The following is a 19,150-nucleotide window of genomic DNA, read 5'->3' on the forward strand; positions in this document are numbered from 1 at the left end:
AAACCCGTAACTCTCTTAAAGGTTACGGGTTTTTGATTGTAAAAATTTAAATACTGAGGATTATTATTGATTCAAAGCAACACTGGAAACCTTACCATCCGCTCCTGTTGTAATTTGGATGATTTTTCCCCCACCAATTTTGGCATTATACTTACCATCATCAAGAGTATAAGAATAACCTTTGATAGAATAATTTTCTTTCTTTCCATCAGAAGATTCTACTGTAAATTGACCACCTGATGAAACTGTGATGGTTTCGCCATTTGCTCCCTTCCAATTGCCCGCTGCAGCTGAGAAATCACCATCTACCATGGTTAAAACACCCTTGTAGCGTTTATTTTGCTCTGCTTGTTTGTCTTGAAGTTTGCGGTCAGTTGTAGGATCATAGCTTGATTGGTTAGACTGGGCTTGAGGAGCCTGTTGAGTTGAAGGAGCCTGAGCAGGAGTTTGTTGACTAGCCGCCTGTTGATTAGACACTTCTTGACCTTGTCTTTGCTCTGGTGCAGGTGCCGCTTGTGATGGTGTTGCAGTTGCTGAAGATTGATCAGTAGATGCCTTGGCCTTTTCAGATGAAGCTGAACTTGAGGACTTCTGAGTCTTGCTTTCTTTGCTAGAAGAAGCTACTTTAGAACTTGATGATTGGCTTGTCTTAGCAGAACTGCTTGCTTGAGTTGTTTCCTTTTTATTTCCACAAGCTCCCAGTAGCAAAGTAGAAGCCAATACAGTTGCTGCCATCAATTTGATATAGGTTTTCTTTTTCATTTTTCTACTCCTTTGTAATGTTTTAGAAATATAAAGAAATCTTTTTGTAATATAATTGTAACATTCAAATTTGAATATGTCAACAATTTATCTAAACTATTTTAAAAATCTCACATAATTTAGATACATTTACTCCTCCTACTCCTTTATTCGTAATCTAATAGAAAAAACAGAAAAAAATTTCTATTTTGAGTAATATTTTTAAATCACTCCTGTGTAATTGCTTGCAACTTTAAGCGCAAAGGAATATAATAACATTGAAATAGAATATAGGAGGTGCACTCTTATGCTAAATAAGTATTACAAGTATCTTCCTTGGTTGATTGTGGCAGCTATTGGCTCTTATCAATCAGCCACTTACTATGCGCGAACTGCATTTGATGTGTTTTATCTGACTACAATCTTTTTGATTGTTTATATCGCTTTGTTATTTTTCCATGAGAACTATCTCAAGTATAGATACAAAGACTTCTTTACTCACCTGTTGAGTAATTCTAAGAAAGATAGCCATCCCTAAAACAGTCGCAACAGCAAATCAAACTAATAAAGGCAAATAAAGAGGTCGGGAACTTTTCCCGACCTCTTTATTTCAATCGATAGGTTTTTCTTGGTTTCTTTTTTGGCACTCGTTTGAGTCCAACCTCTTCTACGTATTCACCGTATTTTACGAGAAAGTTATTGCTGACGATTGGGCGACCTGGGTTAATAAGATTGACCAGTTCAGTCCCTTCGTAGACAGTGAACTCTTCCTCCAGCAGATAGAGGAAGGTCGGATTCCAGTCGAGGCGACCTTGGATTCGTTTGATGGATTCTTGGATAATGGCATAATGGTCAAAAGCGAAGGCTTGCTCCTCCAACTCTACTCCCTTTAAGAAGCACTTGCCTGTCTGAAAATCGACATCTACGAAAACGACATCCTTGGCATCGTCTCCTGCTTGAACAAGTTCTAATGCACGACTAGGCAGATAAACCAAGTGGGCAATGGTCACTGTCCAGCCCCGTGGGTCACGGCCGGGGGTCGATACGGTCATCAATTGCTCAATTTTTTCCAAAGGAAGATCGAGATTAACTTCTTCTCTCACCTCACGCTGACAGGCATGCGCAGCATCTTCGCCCTTGTCCATAAATCCTCCAACCAAAGCCAAACAATTTTGATAAGGGTGAGCCTTGCGACGAATTAATAAGAGCTTGATCTTTCCTTCGACAAAGCAGTAGGCTACCATATCCACCGTCACACTTGGTTTTTCGTATTGAGGAAGTTCCTGCTTGTAGTACCAATCCAAAAACTCCTCCTGACTGGCATGAATTTCAAAATATTCTTTTTCCGTCATCCCTGCTGGAATCATCGTGTCCGTCATTTTATGCCTCCTTACGAACTGCCTTGGTCCATTGGTACCAACCTACTAGACTATTGAGTGTGTAAACCCAGTACATCCCTTGGATGTGGATATTTTCACCCCACCAGAGGTAGATACTAAAGAGATTGGTTGCAATCCAGAAAATCCATTGCTCACGGTAGAGACGTGTCATCAAGAGCTGACCAACACCATTGGTTGCATCGGTAACACTATCACGGAAAGGGCGAGCACTATGGATACTTTGATATGCCAAGCCCATACCAATCCAAATGATAGCAGTCAAAGCCAAGTACTTGAGCCAGTCAAGCACAGATAATTTCTTAGCTTCAAAGTGAGATTCTTCTGCTTTTCCTTGGTCATTAATACGGTTGGACAGCCAAGCATAGAGGCCAATCGGCTGCATGACAAAGAAGTAAACAGTCGTCAAAACTTCACCATAAAAAGTCGCATTCATGGCCAAAATCAAATAGATAGCTGAGTTAATGGCCCCAAAGAGATAATTGCTTGCACGCCCTTCTGCTACCAAGATAACACAGACAATCCCAGTCCAAGATGCAAACAAGCTCATCCAGTCATGACTTTCTGTATTTTGCGTGAATTCCAAGATCAAGGGAACACTTGACAGGACGATGAGATACAACCACTGGAAAAGACTACGGCCGACAAAGAGATCTTTCCATAGCAGGCGCATGATCCCTGCAAAACCGATCTTGCGGGCTTCTGAATGGACATTTTTAAAGTTTTCGATAAATTGTGTGATTTTTTCAGTTAGTTTTTTCATATTTTTCTCCTAATCTGCTTGGTAAATGGCATCAATAGCCACTTTGGCTGCTTCATAATTGCCTAGGTAATCCTCAGCTAGATAAACTAGTGGAATGGTGGTTAAATATCGCTCTCTCATCTGGTCTAAATGCTGGGAAAAACTATGACGAATATGGTCTTCTGCCATGGTCATATCTCTAAATCCGTCATTGACATAAGAACCGACAGGTTGCACAAAGAGAATCAAGTCCCATTTTTCCTTAGCCAAGATTGAGGCAAAGAGATTATCAAAAGTCTCTCCTGATAAATCCCCTTGGTCCTCAGTCTCCATGTAATAATCATAGTAGCCCTTGGTTACTAAGGAGTTGGTGTCTGCTATCACCAGTCCCCTATTGGCATTGCTATCGATTAACTTAGAGGTCTGGTCATACTGCCCCAACAGGAGATAATAGTAATCCTTTGGAGTCAATTCATCGTCGCGGACATTGTTTTTGATCTGGTACTCACGTGCGTATTCCAAGCTGACTGGTGCATCATAATACCTTGCCAAATCCTTGGCTAAAGTGGTCTTCCCATTGCTAGCACTTCCCATAATCAACACTTTCTTTGTAAACTGACGTCGGAAGGGTTGAGCAATATATTTCCAATATTTGCTTGGATTTTCTCGAATCATAGTTGCTGAGATACCAAACTTTCTTTCTTGCAAGACAGTCTCAAAGCCACGATTTGATAATTCTTGCTGGTAGTCTGCTTCTCCCACAAAGAAAATTAGTTCTTGCTGGGTTTCATCATAGGAAATCTCCGCTAACATTTGATTCAACCACTCCTGCCAACCCATAGGGTAACGGGGAAGATTGGTCTCATCTAACTTGCAAACGGAGGTCAACTCGTCATCACGAAAAGCCTCTCGGATATAGCGGAATCTTTTTTGAAGCGTTAAGCCTACCTGTTCCCCTCTGTCTCCCTCATAGCCTGAAACAACAACCCAGACCTGGTCACACTGCCGCTTCGCACGCTGGATCAGATCGATATGACCTTGATGAAGCGGAGCAAAGGTCCCAAATACCACTGCTGTTTTCTTTTTCATAAACGCATTACCTTTTTATGATTTTTGATATTTTCATTATCTATGTTTTTATTATAAACTATATTTTTGTTTTGTCAATAGTTTTTTATTGTTTTTTATAAAAAAGTAGCGAAAAAGAGAACCAAGATTGCTCTTGATTCTCCATTTTTATGCAATATCAAATTTTAACTGGCCTGCTTTAACACCAATCTTAAGTGTGCTGCCTGCCTCTAATTCTCCCTTGAGAAGAAGTTCTGCCAACTTGTCTTCCACTTCTGTTTGTAGGATTCTACGAAGTGGACGAGCTCCCATCTCTGGATCATATCCTTGATTTGCCAACAATTTCAGTGCGGAAGCTTGTAATTTCAAGTCAATGCCTTTTTCAGCCAAACTTGCCACTAAAGGTTTGACCATAATCTTCACCACTTCCTGCATATGGTCGCTAGACAGGCTATGGAAGACCACCTTTTCATCAATACGGTTGATAAACTCAGGTCTATAAGCCTTTTTCAGCTCTTCGAACATGCGTTTTTCCATATTCTCCTGGTCAAAACGAATGTCCTTTGCCCCAAATCCAACTGTCTTGTCATCACGAAGGGCTGTCGCACCAAGGTTTGATGTCATGATGATAATGGTATTTGAAAAGTCGACCTTGCGTCCCTTACTATCTGTCAAGACACCGTCATCCAAGACCTGCAAGAGAACATTAAAGATGTCTGGGTGGGCCTTCTCTACCTCGTCAAAGAGGAGAACAGAGTATGGTTTGTTGCGAACCTTCTCGGTCAACTCCCCACCTTCTTCATAACCCACATAACCCGGAGGAGCTCCGTTGAGACGGCTGGCTGCGAATTTCTCCATATACTCACTCATATCAAAGCGGATAAGGGCTGATTCGTCATCAAAAAGAACTTCCGCCAAAGCCTTGGCTAATTCGGTCTTACCGACACCTGTAGGCCCTAAGAACATAAAGGAACCAATCGGACGCTTATGACTGCGAATCCCTGACTGGTTGCGGCGAATGGCACGGCTAATGCTTGAAACTGCTTGATCTTGACCGATGACACGTTTGTGCAATTCAGCTTCCAGATTCAGATATTTTTTAGCATCAGTCTGGGTCAGTTTTTGGACTGGAATACCTGACAAGCGACTCAAGGTAGTCAAAATATCAGACTCTGTCACCAAGTCTTTATAGACAGGCACTTCCTCTTCTTTTGCGATTAGCTGGGCTGCCTGTTTCCACTTGCCATCCATCAGGGCCTTGTCAGCTGGACTTAAGCCAGAATCATCTGCTGTTACATGCTTAGCCTTATTTTGCACTGTTGCTGCTGCTTCATCTAAGAGGTCAATAGCAGAATCTGGCAAGTGACGGCTAGTCAAGTAACGATGGGCCATCTTGACAGCTGTTTCAACCGCTTCATCTGTGATTTGCACCCGGTGATGTTTCTCATAAGTCGCCTTCAAGCCTTGCAAAATGGTCATGCTGTCTGCCACGCTTGGCTCTTCGATCGTCACTTTGGCGAATCGACGAGAAAGGGCCGCATCTTTTTCGATGTGTTTTTGATATTCTTCCTGAGTAGTCGCACCAACCGTTCTCAAGGTGCCACGCGCCAAGGCTGGCTTCAAGATATTGGCCGCATCTAGAGTTGAGTCAATCCCGCTCCCAGAACCCATGATAGTGTGGAGTTCATCGATAAAGAGGATGACTTGACCATCTTCTTCAATATCCTTGATGATATTGTTCATGCGTTCTTCAAAGTCACCACGGAAGCGTGTCCCTGCAACGACATTCATCAAGTCAAGCTCTAACACGCGCATCTTAGCCATTTCCGCAGGTACATCACCACTAGCAATACGCTGGGCAAGACCAAGCGCCAGAGCTGTTTTTCCGACACCGGCATCCCCAACCAAGACAGGATTATTCTTTGTCTTCCGACTCAAGATTTGAATCATACGCGAGATTTCCTTGTCCCGACCGATGACTGGTTCTAACTTGCCAGAACGCGCTTGCCCTGTCAAATCATGCGTATAGTCCTCGAGACCTCCGCTCGGAGTCTGGGGCATCCCCATCATATTGGCCATAGAATTTTGCTTGTCAGCTACTGTACGATGGCGTTGGCGTATAGCCTTGAGATCTTCTCGAGTCCAGCCTGCACGTTCTTCTAGATTTCGACGTAGGGCAGCAATCTTAACCTGATCTTTCTTGTCTTCATAAGAAAAACCAGCCCTCTCCAAGATACGAGTCGCCAAGGCATTTCCATCATGCAAAATCGCATAAAGGACGTGCTCCGTCCCCAGCACCTTAGCATGGACCACTGACGCTACATACTCTGCTTCGTCAAAAAGGACCTGCAAACGATGGGAGAACGGCAATTCCGTAAAGGTTTCATCCTGGCTGTAGTCCGTTTCAGTCAGTTCCAAAGCGACTTCTTCTAAACGGTCCATCTCATATGGATAATCATTTAAAGTCGCCCCTGCCACGCTATAACTGTGATTGGACATGGCAATCAACAAGTGCCAAGACTCTAGATAACGAGCTCCAAAATGGCCAGCAACCATGTAGGCACTTTCGATACATTCATTCAATGCTTTTGAATAGTTCATCTTACTTCCCTTTTCTATCTACCTCTTGTATGACCTGTCGTAGCATGTTTGCTCGAAGGACTGGAGCTTCTTCTCCTAGAACGCGATCCAAAGCTACTGATACTAGCAAATTCATCTCCTGCTTGGTCATCAATTCCTGCTCAACCAAAAGCTGTAGAATATCCTCATAAATTTCTTGACTTACCCGCTCACCAATCGAGTAAAGCAGCTCCCTAAGCATTTCATGATGACTAGAAAACTCAATCCGTCCTATACGAATATAGCCTCCGCCACCACGCTTACTTTCAACCAAGTAGCCTCTACTTTCCGTAAAGCGTGTCTTGATCACATAGTTAATCTGACTAGGAACAACCTGAAAAGTATCTGCCAACTGACTCCGTTGCAACTCCACAATTCCAGATTGATCTAAAATCGCCTTGATGTAGGCCTCAATATGATCCGATGTATTTTTAAATCTCATTACAAACCCACCTCTCTCTTTAAACCTTGACTATCTTTGACTATACTATCATTTAACACTCTATAAGTCAAATTTTTAAGGCTCAACCATTGGAAATACTGACTTTTTTAAAAAACACTTTGGCATTAATTCGCCTTAGTTTTTCTTGAAAGTTCCTAAAAAAGTCCACAAAAAAGAGCCCTAAAAAGGGCGTAATATTGACGAGTTCAGCAGGCAAGAACTAGCACCTTTGAAGGTGCTTTTTTATTCATCTAATCAATTATCAATAATAATGTTACAATAACTATAATATAAACAATAACTTTCTGAAAGGATTAACATGGATAAGATAGAAATGATTTCTTTTTCAATCCTACTTGATGAAGTTGCTGAAGTAAGGCAACTGCTTGAAAATATTGTAAGTTTGGATAAGACAGTTTATCCAGAACTATCAATAGGTATCCTTCCTTTTGTATCATCTCTCTGTGATGGAATACTAAAGTTTTTACCCAGAGATGTTCATAGTGATTTTCCAAATATTGGAGAACAGGAATTTCAAAAAATAATATCTAGTGTCCGAGTGAGTTATAAGCAATACTCTGATAAAAAATTTAGCAAGGCTAACAAACTGATACTTGAAATAGAGAGACGCTTTTATTCACAAATGGTAGAAAATTACAATTTATTTCAAAAACTCGTAATCAATATTTTGGGACAACATGATTTAGGGATATATTACTTCAACGAAATTCCATACGCTAACACTAATCAATATCATATTTACCTAGAAAGTATTTTATCGAAAACTGATAAAAAGGATATTTCCTATTTTGATAAAAGAGCTACTGATTTATTTTTTGAATTTAGCAAAGCTTTAGGAACTTTAATTAATTCAGTAAATCAAAAAACTATTAAGAAGCCTACAATCCAGGATATTAAAATTGAAAACTTTGAACAACGTGATTTTTTCTTATTTGAATCTAAAAGAAGGAATTTTTTAACAGGAGTTCTGCCTACGGGCACTCAGTTATTCTTATTTAACATATTATGCCAGAATAATTTTGTAGTACATATTATGCCAAGTGTCTTAAAATCAAAAAATTACTTTTTTACACGCTCGCTAAGCCAATGCTATTTAGTTAGTATTACAGCCTTACGCTTGATTCTCAATAAGGAAAGCTCTTTATTGCCTGATTTCCAACGGGAGGAAGTTGTTGATATCCTTAATCGCAAAGAAAAAATTTTTAACTTCCGACAAGATTTTAGAAATAATATATTTCATTATAAAATTTCAAATGTCCCATTACAAATATTTACCAATCCCCCGAAATTCTTTGAAGAACTGATTGAATTTCATTCCTCAAAAAATTTTAAAGAGTATCAAAAACTATTATTGGAAGAAATCTTAAAAATAAATGACATAATCAATTCATTTATCAATTGAAAATTAGGTCTTATTTCAGAAAAATAGTTTCATCTCAATTCTATTTTAGAAAAACTAATACTTTTTTCTAAAAACAATAAGTTTTTACCCCCTTTTTCTCTGAACATCTCCGACTTGGAAAAAGTTCCCTTCACCGGTACCCTACTGGCCAGAAAGATTTTTTAAAAGGTGGGGGGAGTCAATATCCTTTCAACTCAACAAATCTTTTAGCGATTACCTTTCTACGGCTATTTATATAACGAGTAGTTTTATTTAGTTTCTCTGCCACGTCTTCCCAAGTCGCACCAGCTTCTAAATATCTCATTTTAAAAATGACTAGATCACTTTCAATTAAGTTTTCCATCAAGGTATCTACAACTAGTTTAAAGCCTTCTAAATATCTTAGCGTTTGGTCTTCTTCAATTCTAATGATGGTTGCTTCAGTAGGACTATATACTGTCTTGCCTTTCCCACCAGTACAATCTTCAGCGCTATGTTTCTTATTATGTATTAGTTCCTGTCTTCTCAAATAAATTTTATTAGCAAGCGTTCTATATCGTCCTAACTCAATATCTATCCCGTCCAGGTCTCTATTACTCAACTCGTACATAGGCAAGTACCTCCACTTAAATTTAAAAATTTTTTTATCTTGCAATTTGTCAAATTGTAAATTCTGTCAAACTGACAAAAAGCGCTAAAAGCCTTCCAACACTCCACTTACCAGGTATCATTGTTTTAAGTTTGACAACTCTTCAGTATGACAAGTTCAAGGGAAATTTCTTTCATTTATCCCCTCAGTTTCTCATATCTTACATTCTGTGAAACTCACTCCATTCTGTAAACCCCTGATATACCTTGCTTTCAAGCTATTACTTCTTTTCAGTTTATGCTTACTTTGTTATGTGAAACTTAGTAAAGCATAAAAGTAGGACTAGCGATATTTCTTTTGTTTGAGCCATATATCACTAGCCTTACTTAATTTGTAACTTATTTTTCTAAATACACTTTAATGTCCCGATATTCCTTAGAAAAATCCATCCACCCGCTAATATCAGGGTTTAAGAATGGTAGGACAGTAAGCGGACTTACTTCCGTTCGATATAGCGATAGAGAATGTTTCTGACTTATTTCCCTGACTACACCTGTATGGATTTCTTCTACATCCTTCTTTAGTTCTTGAATTTCATCATATGCGTCCAGAATTCGTCTAAGTTTTTTTCGGTATTGTTTATAGATCTTCTTAGTTTCCATCCGTTGCTTAGTTTCTTTAAAAATGTATTCAAAGATGACTGCTTTAGCTTCTGAAAAATCACTATTATATTTTTCCTGAAGAGAATTAATAGCTTTTTCCATCTTTTCAAGCTGTTCCAAAGACTCTAAGTTGTTAGATAAAAAATTATCTATATTCTCAAATGAAACTGTTTGATTGCCTAAAAGGCTTTTTCTTTTTTCGCTTAACTGTTCTCGTGCTGAATTAATCTTACTTTTTTTATTATCTAGATCATCCAGTGTTTCAAATACTTGATTAATATCCATTTCTTTCTCCTAGTTCCATTGGATAAAGTAACCACAATCTTCTTCAACTTTTTTTACATCAAATCGGGTATGTAAAATCAACCGTTTTCCAAAATAGTCATTCGCATTCACCCAACTAAGTGTATCTTTCTTGCGATCAAACAAAGTAACAAAGTTTTCTAGATCTCCGATAAAGCCTTTTTTGTCACCTTTATTCCCTAATGTTGTATCATCTACAATTAAAAAGTTATCTACAAAGAATGTTTCACTTGTCCCTGTCTCTTTATCAACTTTAAGAAGATAATTTCCTGAAGTGTCTTTCATTTTTTCTAAGACACTAAATAGTGATTGACTAACAACCATAGATACATTGCGCTCTGGATTGATTAAAGAAACAATAGATTTCAAGTCGTCCATACTTGTAGCAGTCTGCACTTTCGCAGTTTGGAGAATTTTCCCAATCTCTCTATTTCGTGTTCTACGTTTTAATTTAATAATCTTCTTACCAAGAAAATCCGTTAAATTATATTGCCCATCATCTAATTGCTCCTGTGAAAAATCAAGTTTTCCACTGAATAATTTAACTAAGTAATCAACGCTGATAGTTTTCTTTTTATCTGCTTCTGTTCTCTCAACCGAATTTTCGCTAACTTCTTGTAATGAATCAGATTCAAAGTCAGTTACTTCATACTTCCCACCACGGGTACGAGTCTCAATAACATTTACTAAATCAACCAGTTCTTTACGTTGATGTTCATCTTCGTAACTATCAAGGATTGGTTTTTCAATGAGTACATGATTATTTTCTACGTTCATCCCTCTAGTGTTATAATCTGTACTTCGGATATAAGCTTCTAGATTTTCTTTTTGTTTAACTAAGTTAGTTGTCATTTTTTTGCTCCTTTATCTTTTAATATCTGATTTTTGTTTATAATTTTTTCTAAAATTCTTTGCTCTTAGCTTTTCTTTTATGACTCTCCGAGCCTTTAGAATCATTTTTTCTAGATTTTGATTTGTCTTGTTTGTTAGCATATTTTTCTAGTATTTCTTGTTTCCGTTGTTCTAAGTTATCATCTTCTTTTTTACACTGAGAAAAGATTTTCTGTCTTTTATCTGGATCCATAGAAAACTTATTGGCTACCACATACCCTAAAGAAGTATCTCCTGCCATAATACTCACCCCCTTTCTATGCAAACAACTCAGGGACATACCACTAGCATTATATGCTTACGGTATGTCCCTGAGTTGTTCTCAATAGACTTATTTTTTAGTTTCTTTTTTGACTAGATGGATAAATTTCCCATCTGAGTAGAATAAAGTTATCTCTCCAAACCTTGGAACTTTTTCTATCTCTATTATACCACATTTTTCATAGACAACAAAGCCTTTTTCTGTTGCAAATCGCATTTTATCATCATTCATTGAAATTCTCCCCTCACTGTGTTTATAGTGTATCTCTTATCTTTGATTGTAAAAGCCTTGAAAGTGTTCCCCTCTAAACCTTTCAAAATTCTACTTGAATTTCTAGCATTATAAACAGTTCGCAGTTCACTACTATCTAGATTCGTGTTGAAAATCGTAGTTTCTCGATTATTGATAATATCAAACAAGAAATCCTGTTCCCAATCGCTCTTAGGAGTGATTGTTCCATTTTTTGCCCCAAGGTCATCGATGATCAGGAAATCAACATCAACTAACTTTTTGACCGCCTCATATTCTGTTAAGTTTGCATTTCTTCCATAAGCCCAACCTTCTTTTATCTGCTTGATAATCTCGGTTAAACTAACAAACAAAACACTCTTAGGCTCGTTCTTCTCTCTGAAGCTCTCATTGATTTCTTTAGCTAGTGCAAGAGATAAATGACTTTTTCCTATTCCTGTGCTACCGCTGATTAAAGTATTTCCTGTCATACCTGCAAGGTACTTCTGGGCTTGCCCCTTTACAAACTCTAACATCTGACGCTCCTCTATCGTCTTAACAAAGAAATTATCAAATGTCGCTCCTTTCAACTCGTTAGGAATCGTACTATCACGCATTAAGACATCATAAGTTTTAAAGTAAGCTTGCCTGTCCTCGAACTGCTGCAATAGGTCTTTCTCTTTCTGTTTAATCTCTCCCTTCACGCACTCCGGACAAAATGCTTGTACTTTTCTTTCTGAACCCCCTAACACTGGTACAGAAATTTCCCAATAATTTACCTGGTGAATATCGCAAACCGTATTCGATATTTTTCTGTTATTAAATTCTTTAAATTGTTCCTTCATCTTTGCAACTCCTAAAATGGTAGGTCTGGGAAGTTGTCTTCGGACTTCCCTTTTATGGTTTTAGGCTTTTGATTCAAATAACCGTCAAACTTAGATCCGAAAAGTGTTTCAGGTCTCAGATATTTAGAAAATTCAGGACTATCCTTCCATTCTGCCGTTTTAATATCTATCACCTGTTTAAAATCTTCCAGTGTATAGCCTTCTTTGAATCGTGCCATTATCGGCTTCAAGTTTTTGTCCAAATATTTATAATTTTTCCCTACTGTATGATTCAGATAAGCTAGAGGGATTCTTATTAAATACTTCTCAGGATGTCCTTTAGTTATTTCCTCGATCATTCTCGGAGTTAACCAATTTGGGAAAGTAAAGTCAGGTTTACCTGACAATATATATTCTTTATATAACTCTTTATCTTTATCTGACTCTTTATCTATCTCTATCTCTGTTGGACATGAGTTGGAAATAGTCTTTTTATTTTGGACATTCTCCATTTTTGGTAAATTTTGACTATTTTTTCTTTGGTCTCGCTTGTATTTTGCCCAATTTGTTTCACTCTCAACCATGGCTTTTGCTTGCGATAATGTAGCATGGCCATCATCGTCTATCTGAATCAGTCCACATTTTGTAAAATATGCAACTGTCATATTTATATCATCTTCAGAAACATCCAGTTTTAAAGCTAGTTCCTGTACCAAACTATCAAAATATCCTTCATAGTACAAAATACAATCATCTTCTAAACTTTCCAACATAAGGCGGATATAAATCACTGTCATAGTGTAGCCACCAGGCATATTTTTAAGTCGCTTAATAAAAAGGTTATCAAAAAACTTCTTATCAACTTTTAACCAAAAATATATTTTAGTCTTTGCCATCATCTACCCCCAAAAACTTTAAAACGTCTGAGATTTTATAATACGCTTTTCTAGTATCTTCAATAGGCGGTATATACTGCGGTAGTCCTGCACCTTCCCATTTTGTCAAGGTTTTATCTCCTATGCCCAGTTCTTCCTTTAGTTCCACCTTGCTGATTAAATCTAATCTTTTTTGAGGTGCTTTCTCATGGCTTTTTAAATACCGTTCCACTGCTTCCAAAATCTTAGACTTTAAATCTTCAATCATTTTTTCAAACATCTTAGTACCCCCATGGCTTAACCCCTGCAAGCTGAATATATCGCCCATAATCAGGGCTTAATTCCTCGCTAGTCGTTTCTATCGTCTGTGTACTTTCTCGCTCGATTCGGGCGCTTTTTTGGCTGTCTAGGTGGTTTAGATACATGAGAAAGCCAATCAATATCACGGTAAAAATAAGCGCCTGTGTATTGCTTAAATCTAGTTCATTCATGCTATGCCCTCGCTTTGTAATTCTTGATATAATTTACTTGATAGCTTCGCTCCATCTTCAGAAAGTCGTACACCTCTTCTGGAGTTACTTTATCATCTAAAAAGTCAATGATGAACTGAAAGAGGTTCGGATTTCTATCCTTGATTTTAGTCATTCGGTTGTAAAATTCTGATTGTGTCATTGCATTGCCTCTTCAAATTTTTCTACAAGACAATCTTTATTTACTTGTCGAGTCCCATTTTTAGAGTTAAAAAGAATATCCTTCAAGGTTATAGTAGCCTCTAAATACTCCTTTTCAGCATATTCTATATACGCCTGTTGCTCTGTTGCATTGTCAAAAAAATGCTTGGCTTGGCGTTTAAAGAATGCTTGTCGCATAGCATCCAATTCAAAAATACCAGGGCTGAAAAAGATTCCCGTAGTTCTTTTAGAGATCGCTTTGATTTTATGGCTGTCATTCAATTCAGGAAGTTCAATCCAAAGTAAGCGGTGTAAATCTTCTTTGATAGCTTTTAATTGTCCTGATAAGAGTCCTATTCTTGAAAAATCATTGTTTTCGTCTGCTTGGTGTAATTCCATACTAATTCTATCCAAGCTTTTAGCGATAATATCGTATGTTGTTTCTGTCATAGTCTGTTTTCCCTTTTTCCTATATTGGATTGTTTCACCACTCCAAACGCTGGGCGATTGCCCCAAGTTGGCGAACGCATGTAGTGATGTTTCGTGGGTAATCATCCACATTTTCGATAAACAAGTGCTTAGAATCGCCGTGTCAGCACTTGATTTCAAAACCTTTTCTAATCGCTTGCCTGCTCTTCGGTTTTTCTTTAGGTATTTGATAGAATAGATATTTTTTGCTATAATCAGAGCATAGAAAAAATTTCTATATCCTTAATCTTGTCGCTTGCTCGCCTCGTCTAAAATTTGAGCAAGTGATTTTTTTATTTTCTTTTTGCATGATTACTACCTGACTTTGGTTTATAAAGCAAGTCTTTACTTTCGATAAGATCTAGAATCCAACTGATTCCCTGTTCTACTGTTTCAAGAAATGCGCCCAGGTCTTCACTGTCCAAGTTCTCGTAGTTCATACAAAGATATTCGGCTAGTTGTCTGTCTTTCTCAACTAGCTTTTTAAAATCCTTGGAATACTTAGGAATTTCTAACCCCTTGGCATTTGTAACTGTCTTAAAATCATTTTCCATTTTCTATACTCCTATGCTTTAAAAATTAGTTCTTTAATTTCTGAATATCTCATATTCAAGTTGATCATCGCTATTGCCATATCTTCCAAGCGCTGATAGTTTGTCAGTTCCGCGCTTGTTAAACTGTCAATACCGTTTCCACTTTCTCGCTCTTGCATGAGTTGGGATTTGTTTTTCCCAGTCGCTCCCTTTAGCAGTAAGTTTGTAAGTGTACTATAGGCATGCTTGGGCGCTTTCTCCCATGATTTGATAGCTTCGGTTAAGGTCTTGCGCTTTGGCTTTTCCAGTTCCCTTTGAAGATAGCGTTTAGAAAGTTCATCACGCATTTCAAAGAAGGCTTTGACTAGGTTCATTTTGAATTGCCGTACTGGTTCGGTATTCTTTAGATAAGTGATCAGCAAGGTTGCCTGTTGCTCATTCAGAAGATAGATTTTTTTCGGTTGCCCTCTCTTATCTAATTTATGGATTTTAAATCCAAGTATTCCCAACGCTTCAAAATCAGCTTTATTGTCTCTGACTAAGCGTGTAATAGTATGGTGCTGTACTTCAGCACATTCAGCGATAATCTCGCTCGTAGTATACGGCTCTTTCTTGCCGTCCATGTAAACCAGTTCCATTGGTTCGCTCCTTTCTTCTTTTGTCAGTGCTTGCCACCTAAAACAGTACCAAAGTAAATCATTGAGGTAGGGAAAATTTAGGAGAGAATAAACCCCTACAAACCCTTGATACTGCCATAGGTAGCAAGCAAAATATTTCTAGACTCTGTCTTATGCCCCTTTCTAGTAATCTTCAGCAAGCCACTGCATGGCTTTTTGGTAAATGCTAGGCTTTACTTCGCCTCCGTCTCGGATTTTCCTGTAAGTAATTGGATTCACTCCAATTTCCTCGCTGGCTCTTTTAGCAGTCAAATTCTTGTCCGCTTGCTTTCGGCGAATTGCTTTTGCTTGTGTTGAGGTGATAAGCAATACAGTTCCCTCCTTTCTTGTTTGTAAAGTTTATCTTTACTTAGACCAAGTATATAATGTTTTTCTTTACTTGTCAAGAGAAAATAAATAAAAACTTTACAAAAGTTTTTTTAGCGGTTATAATTTAACTGAGGTGATAAAATGTCAACAATAAAAAATAGGCTAAAGATTCTAAGAACCAAAGAGGGAATAACTCAAGATGAATTAGCTCAAATAATAAATAAAGAACTAAAAGAAAACGAAAAACCAATATCCAAAATGGTGATATCTAATTGGGAAAATAATAAACATACTATCAAACCAGATAAAGCCCAGCTACTCGCTAACCACTTTGGGGTAAGCGTTGGCCACTTATTGGGACATGAAGATGAACAAAATATTTTAAAAATAATCCAAAGTAACGAATTTAAAAAATTACTTAATGATATAGATATTGAAAAAATAAATGAACTTAGTTCAGCGTACAAAAACGTTGAAGAACATATAAATAATCCTGTAAAGTATAACAATTTTGGAAAAGGATTGCTTAATCATATCCCATCGTATATGTTTACAATTGAAGAACTAATAAATGCTGATAAAGAGAACAATACAAATTTTGCAGATATTTTAATCAACTATATTTCTTTAAATGACTATGATAAAAAAATAGCTTTTGATTTAGTTCAAAAACTATCTGAGAGAGACAAAGAAAAGGAGTAACCCCCATGGGATTTTTTGACACTGTAAAACAAGAAGGTAGCTTTTCTACTGCATCTGGAGTAAATGGACTACACTACGTTGTCCTTCAGGTAACTTTGAAAGAAAAGTTTTTCGGTACTGGATCAGGAAACCTTACAGAATTAGAAGATGTTATCAATAAACAAGCTTCTAAAGGTTATCGCCTGCATACAATCACAACCGCCAATGGTGGAAGCAAAGAACTAGGCGGTGGCGACCGTATTCAAGCCACAATGGTATTTGAGAAGATTATCTAAAACCTTTATACAATATAGCCTGATTTTCAGCTACTTTGCGCGAAAATAGAGAGAATTTGAAGGATTGATTAACAGAAAGGAGAATAATGAGCGATAAAAGAAAGCAACTCTTAAGCTACCAAGCATTGATAGATAAGATGGTCGCAAATGGTATTCTGTTCAATATTTTTGATCAGAACACTGCCAAAGATATATTACAAACACGGAACTACTACTATAAAATATCGAGCTATCGAAAACTTTTCAATAAAATAGATGGTAAATATAATATAGAATTTGCGACGTTAGCTGACCTGGCTGTAATTGATATGCAGATACGTTACTTCCTAATGGATATTTGTCTGGACGTTGAACATAGTATCAAAACTGCTCTAATGGATGTTATAACGAAAAATCCAAAAGTTGATGGATACGATATAGTAAAGGATTATGCTGTCTATAATCCTATAGGGTTTACAAATACTAAAAACGCTTTATCAAAAAATCATTACCTAAAAAACGTTTATATCAAACATAAAAATGATATCCCTATATGGGTATTGATTGAAATCATGGACTTTGGGAATCTATGCTACTTGGTTGAAATGTACTGTGATAAATATCCAAGTAATAAACGGCTAAAAAAAGCGAAGCAGTTAGGGAAATATGCTCGCCATATTCGTAATGCTTGCGCCCATAGCAATGTTATACTGGTGGATGTGTTAGAGCAAACACTATCCCCTTCAAGTTCTATTACTTCTCTTGCTTCTATGCTTAATATCTCTCGGGATATTATAAAATATCGTAAAATACATGATATATTTTCCCTCGTAGTATTGCATCGTGAATATTGTAGTAAAGCACTAGGAAAACAGCGTTTTAAAGAATTTATCAAAATTGCAAAACGTGCTAAAAAACATGAAGATTACTACAAACAAAATCCGAAAATTGTAGAAATCTACATAAATTTTGTTAAAACACTTGTAAAAATTTCTAAAAAGTGATATTATATTTCTTAATCGTAAAAGAAACCCTTTTGGGTTACACTGCTCTATGCCTGTATCTCTATATAGGTCAGGGTTACAACAAGAAAATAAGTGTATCAGCTTTTTAGTTGATACACTTTTTCTATTCCCCATATAAGCCCCATATCCGCCTTGTTTCATACTCTGGTATTATTTACCGTCTGACTGCTTAAAATCGAAAATAGAGGAGTTCTCGTAGCTCCTCGCATGGTATAAACTCAAAACCTTTTCTAATTGCTTGCCTGCTGATGGAAAAGGAGTTAAAACCATGAAAATTACACAACACACGAAAAAAGACGGATCAGCAGTCTACCGCTCTAGTATCTATCTTGGCATTGATTCTGTAACTGGTAAGAAGGTCAAGACTACCATATCAGCACGAACAAAAAAAGAACTCAGAAATAAGGCCACTCATGCCAAGGTAGAATTTGAGAAAAACGGCTCTACACGGAAACAACGCTCACATATAACAACCTATAGCGAACTTGTGGACTTGTTTTGGCAAACCTACCAGCATACCATAAAGACTAACACGCAGATAAAGATAAAAGGCTGCTTAAATAATTACCTCTTACCCTCATTTGGTACTTACAAACTAGATAAACTTACTCCTGTTATTATCCAAACTCAGGTAAATAAGTGGGCGGATGAGTACAATCAGGACGGAACGGGGTATAAAGAATACAATCACCTTCACGCCTTAAATAAACGTATTCTACAGTATGGAGTTTCTATCCAGGCATTGGATAATAACCCTGCTCGTGATGTTGTCATTCCTAGAAAGATAACAAGAGATAAACAAGACATTAAATACTTTCAAGATCAGGAACTTAAAAACTTCCTCTCCTATCTCGATAACCTAGAAAATACCTTTATCAATTTTTATGATACTGTACTTTATAAAACGCTCCTAGCTACTGGACTGCGCATCCGTGAATGTCTGGCCCTGAAATGGTCTGATATTGACCTGCAGAACGGAACGATCGATATTAACAAAACACTCAACATTTTAAACCAGGTAAACACTCCTAAGACAAAATCAAGCTATAGAGTTTTAGATATCGATTATAAAACAGTGCTCATGCTTCGTCTCTACCGAGCAAGACAAGCAGAAAACGGTAGAAACATTGGCTTAACCTATGATAAAGTATTCTCTGATAGCTTTGACAACTATGTCAATACTCGAAAGGTTGATTATCGCCTACATAAGCACTTAAAAAATGCTAACTGTACTGATTTAGGCTTTCATGCTTTCCGACACACTCACGCTAGTATCTTGCTTAATGCCGGATTACCATACAAGGAAATACAGACACGGCTTGGCCATGCAAAAATATCTGTAACTATGGACACTTACAGCCATTTATCAAAAGAGAACCAAAAAAGAGCAGTCTCATTCTTTGAAACTGCCCTAGAAAAAATAAAAAGTTCTTAAAAAAGTCCACAAAATTAAAAAAGCGACACAT

At 37.3% G+C, this 19,150-nt stretch carries 26 protein-coding genes; 6 read left to right on the top strand and 20 right to left on the bottom strand.

Annotation, left to right across the window (positions count from 1 at the left end; translation table 11 throughout):
* Window positions 1-63 precede the first annotated feature (63 nt).
* Window positions 64-762, bottom strand: a complete 699-nt coding sequence (locus tag HMPREF2701_RS06375; protein ID WP_070482508.1) for a hypothetical protein — start codon at window positions 760-762, stop codon at window positions 64-66.
* 286 nt (window positions 763-1,048) lie between these two features.
* Between HMPREF2701_RS06375 and HMPREF2701_RS06380 the strand changes: the two genes are divergently transcribed.
* Complete coding sequence (locus tag HMPREF2701_RS06380; RefSeq protein ID WP_070482510.1) at window positions 1,049-1,279, top strand: hypothetical protein; 231 nt, start codon at window positions 1,049-1,051, stop codon at window positions 1,277-1,279.
* 67 nt (window positions 1,280-1,346) lie between these two features.
* Here HMPREF2701_RS06380 and HMPREF2701_RS06385 read toward each other — a convergent pair whose 3' ends face one another.
* The 5 genes from HMPREF2701_RS06385 to HMPREF2701_RS06405 form a co-directional block, all read right to left on the bottom strand.
* Window positions 1,347-2,120: an NUDIX domain-containing protein gene (locus tag HMPREF2701_RS06385; protein WP_000132693.1), complete on the bottom strand. Its 774-nt coding sequence runs from the start codon at window positions 2,118-2,120 to the stop codon at window positions 1,347-1,349.
* 1 nt (window position 2,121) lies between these two features.
* A complete protein-coding gene (gene pnuC / locus HMPREF2701_RS06390; RefSeq protein ID WP_070482512.1) occupies window positions 2,122-2,901 on the bottom strand; it encodes a nicotinamide riboside transporter PnuC in 780 nt (259 codons plus the stop codon).
* A gap of 9 nt (window positions 2,902-2,910) precedes the next feature.
* Entirely contained in the window at window positions 2,911-3,969 is a 1,059-nt protein-coding gene (locus tag HMPREF2701_RS06395; RefSeq protein WP_070482514.1) for an AAA family ATPase, read from the bottom strand.
* Between the two features lie 147 nt (window positions 3,970-4,116).
* Entirely contained in the window at window positions 4,117-6,549 is a 2,433-nt protein-coding gene (locus tag HMPREF2701_RS06400) for an ATP-dependent Clp protease ATP-binding subunit (protein ID WP_070482517.1), read from the bottom strand.
* A 1-nt stretch (window position 6,550) separates the two neighbouring features.
* Complete coding sequence (locus HMPREF2701_RS06405) at window positions 6,551-7,009, bottom strand: CtsR family transcriptional regulator (RefSeq protein ID WP_001211277.1); 459 nt, start codon at window positions 7,007-7,009, stop codon at window positions 6,551-6,553.
* A 319-nt stretch (window positions 7,010-7,328) separates the two neighbouring features.
* Between HMPREF2701_RS06405 and HMPREF2701_RS06410 the strand changes: the two genes are divergently transcribed.
* Window positions 7,329-8,432 (top strand): hypothetical protein, encoded by a 1,104-nt coding sequence (locus HMPREF2701_RS06410; protein ID WP_049552671.1) that lies wholly within the window; start codon window positions 7,329-7,331, stop codon window positions 8,430-8,432.
* A gap of 178 nt (window positions 8,433-8,610) precedes the next feature.
* Here the strand turns inward: HMPREF2701_RS06410 and HMPREF2701_RS06415 are convergent, their stop codons facing one another.
* The 14 genes from HMPREF2701_RS06415 to HMPREF2701_RS06475 form a co-directional block, all read right to left on the bottom strand.
* A complete protein-coding gene (locus tag HMPREF2701_RS06415; RefSeq protein ID WP_000273145.1) occupies window positions 8,611-9,021 on the bottom strand; it encodes a DUF722 domain-containing protein in 411 nt (136 codons plus the stop codon).
* Between the two features lie 377 nt (window positions 9,022-9,398).
* Window positions 9,399-9,947: a hypothetical protein gene (locus tag HMPREF2701_RS06420; RefSeq protein WP_049509665.1), complete on the bottom strand. Its 549-nt coding sequence runs from the start codon at window positions 9,945-9,947 to the stop codon at window positions 9,399-9,401.
* Between the two features lie 9 nt (window positions 9,948-9,956).
* Window positions 9,957-10,817, bottom strand: a complete 861-nt coding sequence (locus tag HMPREF2701_RS06425; protein ID WP_061589675.1) for a phage major capsid protein — start codon at window positions 10,815-10,817, stop codon at window positions 9,957-9,959.
* A gap of 49 nt (window positions 10,818-10,866) precedes the next feature.
* A complete protein-coding gene (locus HMPREF2701_RS06430; protein WP_049509663.1) occupies window positions 10,867-11,097 on the bottom strand; it encodes a hypothetical protein in 231 nt (76 codons plus the stop codon).
* Between the two features lie 90 nt (window positions 11,098-11,187).
* A complete protein-coding gene (locus tag HMPREF2701_RS11230; protein ID WP_164993730.1) occupies window positions 11,188-11,349 on the bottom strand; it encodes a hypothetical protein in 162 nt (53 codons plus the stop codon).
* Complete coding sequence (locus HMPREF2701_RS06435) at window positions 11,346-12,191, bottom strand: ATP-binding protein (protein WP_049509656.1); 846 nt, start codon at window positions 12,189-12,191, stop codon at window positions 11,346-11,348. The genes HMPREF2701_RS11230 and HMPREF2701_RS06435 overlap by 4 nt, the downstream gene beginning before the upstream one ends.
* 11 nt (window positions 12,192-12,202) lie before the next feature.
* Window positions 12,203-13,066 carry a conserved phage C-terminal domain-containing protein gene (locus HMPREF2701_RS06440; RefSeq protein WP_049487569.1) on the bottom strand — a complete coding sequence of 288 codons (864 nt, stop codon included), beginning with the start codon at window positions 13,064-13,066 and terminating at the stop codon, window positions 12,203-12,205.
* The gene (locus HMPREF2701_RS06445) at window positions 13,053-13,325 is read right to left on the bottom strand and encodes a hypothetical protein (RefSeq protein ID WP_000462044.1); all 273 of its coding nucleotides are present in this window, start codon (window positions 13,323-13,325) and stop codon (window positions 13,053-13,055) included. The genes HMPREF2701_RS06440 and HMPREF2701_RS06445 overlap by 14 nt, the downstream gene beginning before the upstream one ends.
* A gap of 1 nt (window position 13,326) precedes the next feature.
* Window positions 13,327-13,536 (bottom strand): hypothetical protein, encoded by a 210-nt coding sequence (locus HMPREF2701_RS11325; RefSeq protein ID WP_049487571.1) that lies wholly within the window; start codon window positions 13,534-13,536, stop codon window positions 13,327-13,329.
* 1 nt (window position 13,537) lies between these two features.
* A complete protein-coding gene (locus tag HMPREF2701_RS06455) occupies window positions 13,538-13,717 on the bottom strand; it encodes a hypothetical protein (protein ID WP_049487572.1) in 180 nt (59 codons plus the stop codon).
* Window positions 13,714-14,166, bottom strand: a complete 453-nt coding sequence (locus HMPREF2701_RS06460; protein ID WP_049487573.1) for a hypothetical protein — start codon at window positions 14,164-14,166, stop codon at window positions 13,714-13,716. The genes HMPREF2701_RS06455 and HMPREF2701_RS06460 overlap by 4 nt, the downstream gene beginning before the upstream one ends.
* A gap of 311 nt (window positions 14,167-14,477) precedes the next feature.
* On the bottom strand, window positions 14,478-14,738 hold the full coding sequence (locus HMPREF2701_RS06465; RefSeq protein WP_049487574.1) for a hypothetical protein: 261 nt from the start codon (window positions 14,736-14,738) through the stop codon (window positions 14,478-14,480).
* Window positions 14,739-14,749: 11 nt separating this feature from the next.
* A complete protein-coding gene (locus HMPREF2701_RS06470; RefSeq protein ID WP_049487575.1) occupies window positions 14,750-15,355 on the bottom strand; it encodes a Rha family transcriptional regulator in 606 nt (201 codons plus the stop codon).
* 162 nt (window positions 15,356-15,517) lie between these two features.
* Window positions 15,518-15,703 carry a hypothetical protein gene (locus tag HMPREF2701_RS06475; RefSeq protein ID WP_000909284.1) on the bottom strand — a complete coding sequence of 62 codons (186 nt, stop codon included), beginning with the start codon at window positions 15,701-15,703 and terminating at the stop codon, window positions 15,518-15,520.
* A 141-nt stretch (window positions 15,704-15,844) separates the two neighbouring features.
* Here HMPREF2701_RS06475 and HMPREF2701_RS06480 point away from each other — a divergent pair, with 141 nt between their 5' ends.
* The 4 genes from HMPREF2701_RS06480 to HMPREF2701_RS06495 all read left to right on the top strand — a co-directional run bounded on the left by HMPREF2701_RS06480 (window position 15,845) and on the right by HMPREF2701_RS06495 (window position 19,119).
* A complete protein-coding gene (locus HMPREF2701_RS06480) occupies window positions 15,845-16,405 on the top strand; it encodes a helix-turn-helix domain-containing protein (protein ID WP_049487577.1) in 561 nt (186 codons plus the stop codon).
* 5 nt (window positions 16,406-16,410) lie between these two features.
* A complete protein-coding gene (locus tag HMPREF2701_RS06485) occupies window positions 16,411-16,680 on the top strand; it encodes a DUF4177 domain-containing protein (protein ID WP_049487583.1) in 270 nt (89 codons plus the stop codon).
* Window positions 16,681-16,766: 86 nt separating this feature from the next.
* Window positions 16,767-17,663, top strand: coding sequence for an Abi family protein (locus HMPREF2701_RS06490; protein WP_061589676.1), 897 nt, complete (start codon window positions 16,767-16,769; stop codon window positions 17,661-17,663).
* Window positions 17,664-17,952: 289 nt separating this feature from the next.
* Window positions 17,953-19,119, top strand: a complete 1,167-nt coding sequence (locus HMPREF2701_RS06495) for a tyrosine-type recombinase/integrase (RefSeq protein ID WP_049487587.1) — start codon at window positions 17,953-17,955, stop codon at window positions 19,117-19,119.
* The last annotated feature ends 31 nt before the right edge of the window (window positions 19,120-19,150 follow it).

It is taken from the genome of Streptococcus sp. HMSC077D04 (assembly GCF_001808785.1).
Classification (GTDB): Bacteria; Bacillota; Bacilli; order Lactobacillales; family Streptococcaceae; genus Streptococcus; species Streptococcus mitis_BX.

Bases quoted from the DNA above. Each gene is read 5' to 3' on its own strand.
- HMPREF2701_RS06375 (WP_070482508.1), bottom strand. From the start codon at position 762: ATGAAAAAGAAAACCTATATCAAATTGATGGCAGCAACTGTATTGGCT.
- HMPREF2701_RS06380 (WP_070482510.1), top strand. From the start codon at position 1,049: ATGCTAAATAAGTATTACAAGTATCTTCCTTGGTTGATTGTGGCAGCT.
- HMPREF2701_RS06385 (WP_000132693.1), bottom strand. From the start codon at position 2,120: ATGACGGACACGATGATTCCAGCAGGGATGACGGAAAAAGAATATTTT.
- pnuC (WP_070482512.1), bottom strand. From the start codon at position 2,901: ATGAAAAAACTAACTGAAAAAATCACACAATTTATCGAAAACTTTAAA.
- HMPREF2701_RS06395 (WP_070482514.1), bottom strand. From the start codon at position 3,969: ATGAAAAAGAAAACAGCAGTGGTATTTGGGACCTTTGCTCCGCTTCAT.
- HMPREF2701_RS06400 (WP_070482517.1), bottom strand. From the start codon at position 6,549: ATGAACTATTCAAAAGCATTGAATGAATGTATCGAAAGTGCCTACATG.
- HMPREF2701_RS06405 (WP_001211277.1), bottom strand. From the start codon at position 7,009: ATGAGATTTAAAAATACATCGGATCATATTGAGGCCTACATCAAGGCG.
- HMPREF2701_RS06410 (WP_049552671.1), top strand. From the start codon at position 7,329: ATGGATAAGATAGAAATGATTTCTTTTTCAATCCTACTTGATGAAGTT.
- HMPREF2701_RS06415 (WP_000273145.1), bottom strand. From the start codon at position 9,021: ATGTACGAGTTGAGTAATAGAGACCTGGACGGGATAGATATTGAGTTA.
- HMPREF2701_RS06420 (WP_049509665.1), bottom strand. From the start codon at position 9,947: ATGGATATTAATCAAGTATTTGAAACACTGGATGATCTAGATAATAAA.
- HMPREF2701_RS06425 (WP_061589675.1), bottom strand. From the start codon at position 10,817: ATGACAACTAACTTAGTTAAACAAAAAGAAAATCTAGAAGCTTATATC.
- HMPREF2701_RS06430 (WP_049509663.1), bottom strand. From the start codon at position 11,097: ATGGCAGGAGATACTTCTTTAGGGTATGTGGTAGCCAATAAGTTTTCT.
- HMPREF2701_RS11230 (WP_164993730.1), bottom strand. From the start codon at position 11,349: ATGAATGATGATAAAATGCGATTTGCAACAGAAAAAGGCTTTGTTGTC.
- HMPREF2701_RS06435 (WP_049509656.1), bottom strand. From the start codon at position 12,191: ATGAAGGAACAATTTAAAGAATTTAATAACAGAAAAATATCGAATACG.
- HMPREF2701_RS06440 (WP_049487569.1), bottom strand. From the start codon at position 13,066: ATGGCAAAGACTAAAATATATTTTTGGTTAAAAGTTGATAAGAAGTTT.
- HMPREF2701_RS06445 (WP_000462044.1), bottom strand. From the start codon at position 13,325: ATGTTTGAAAAAATGATTGAAGATTTAAAGTCTAAGATTTTGGAAGCA.
- HMPREF2701_RS11325 (WP_049487571.1), bottom strand. From the start codon at position 13,536: ATGAATGAACTAGATTTAAGCAATACACAGGCGCTTATTTTTACCGTG.
- HMPREF2701_RS06455 (WP_049487572.1), bottom strand. From the start codon at position 13,717: ATGACACAATCAGAATTTTACAACCGAATGACTAAAATCAAGGATAGA.
- HMPREF2701_RS06460 (WP_049487573.1), bottom strand. From the start codon at position 14,166: ATGACAGAAACAACATACGATATTATCGCTAAAAGCTTGGATAGAATT.
- HMPREF2701_RS06465 (WP_049487574.1), bottom strand. From the start codon at position 14,738: ATGGAAAATGATTTTAAGACAGTTACAAATGCCAAGGGGTTAGAAATT.
- HMPREF2701_RS06470 (WP_049487575.1), bottom strand. From the start codon at position 15,355: ATGGAACTGGTTTACATGGACGGCAAGAAAGAGCCGTATACTACGAGC.
- HMPREF2701_RS06480 (WP_049487577.1), top strand. From the start codon at position 15,845: ATGTCAACAATAAAAAATAGGCTAAAGATTCTAAGAACCAAAGAGGGA.
- HMPREF2701_RS06485 (WP_049487583.1), top strand. From the start codon at position 16,411: ATGGGATTTTTTGACACTGTAAAACAAGAAGGTAGCTTTTCTACTGCA.
- HMPREF2701_RS06490 (WP_061589676.1), top strand. From the start codon at position 16,767: ATGAGCGATAAAAGAAAGCAACTCTTAAGCTACCAAGCATTGATAGAT.
- HMPREF2701_RS06495 (WP_049487587.1), top strand. From the start codon at position 17,953: ATGAAAATTACACAACACACGAAAAAAGACGGATCAGCAGTCTACCGC.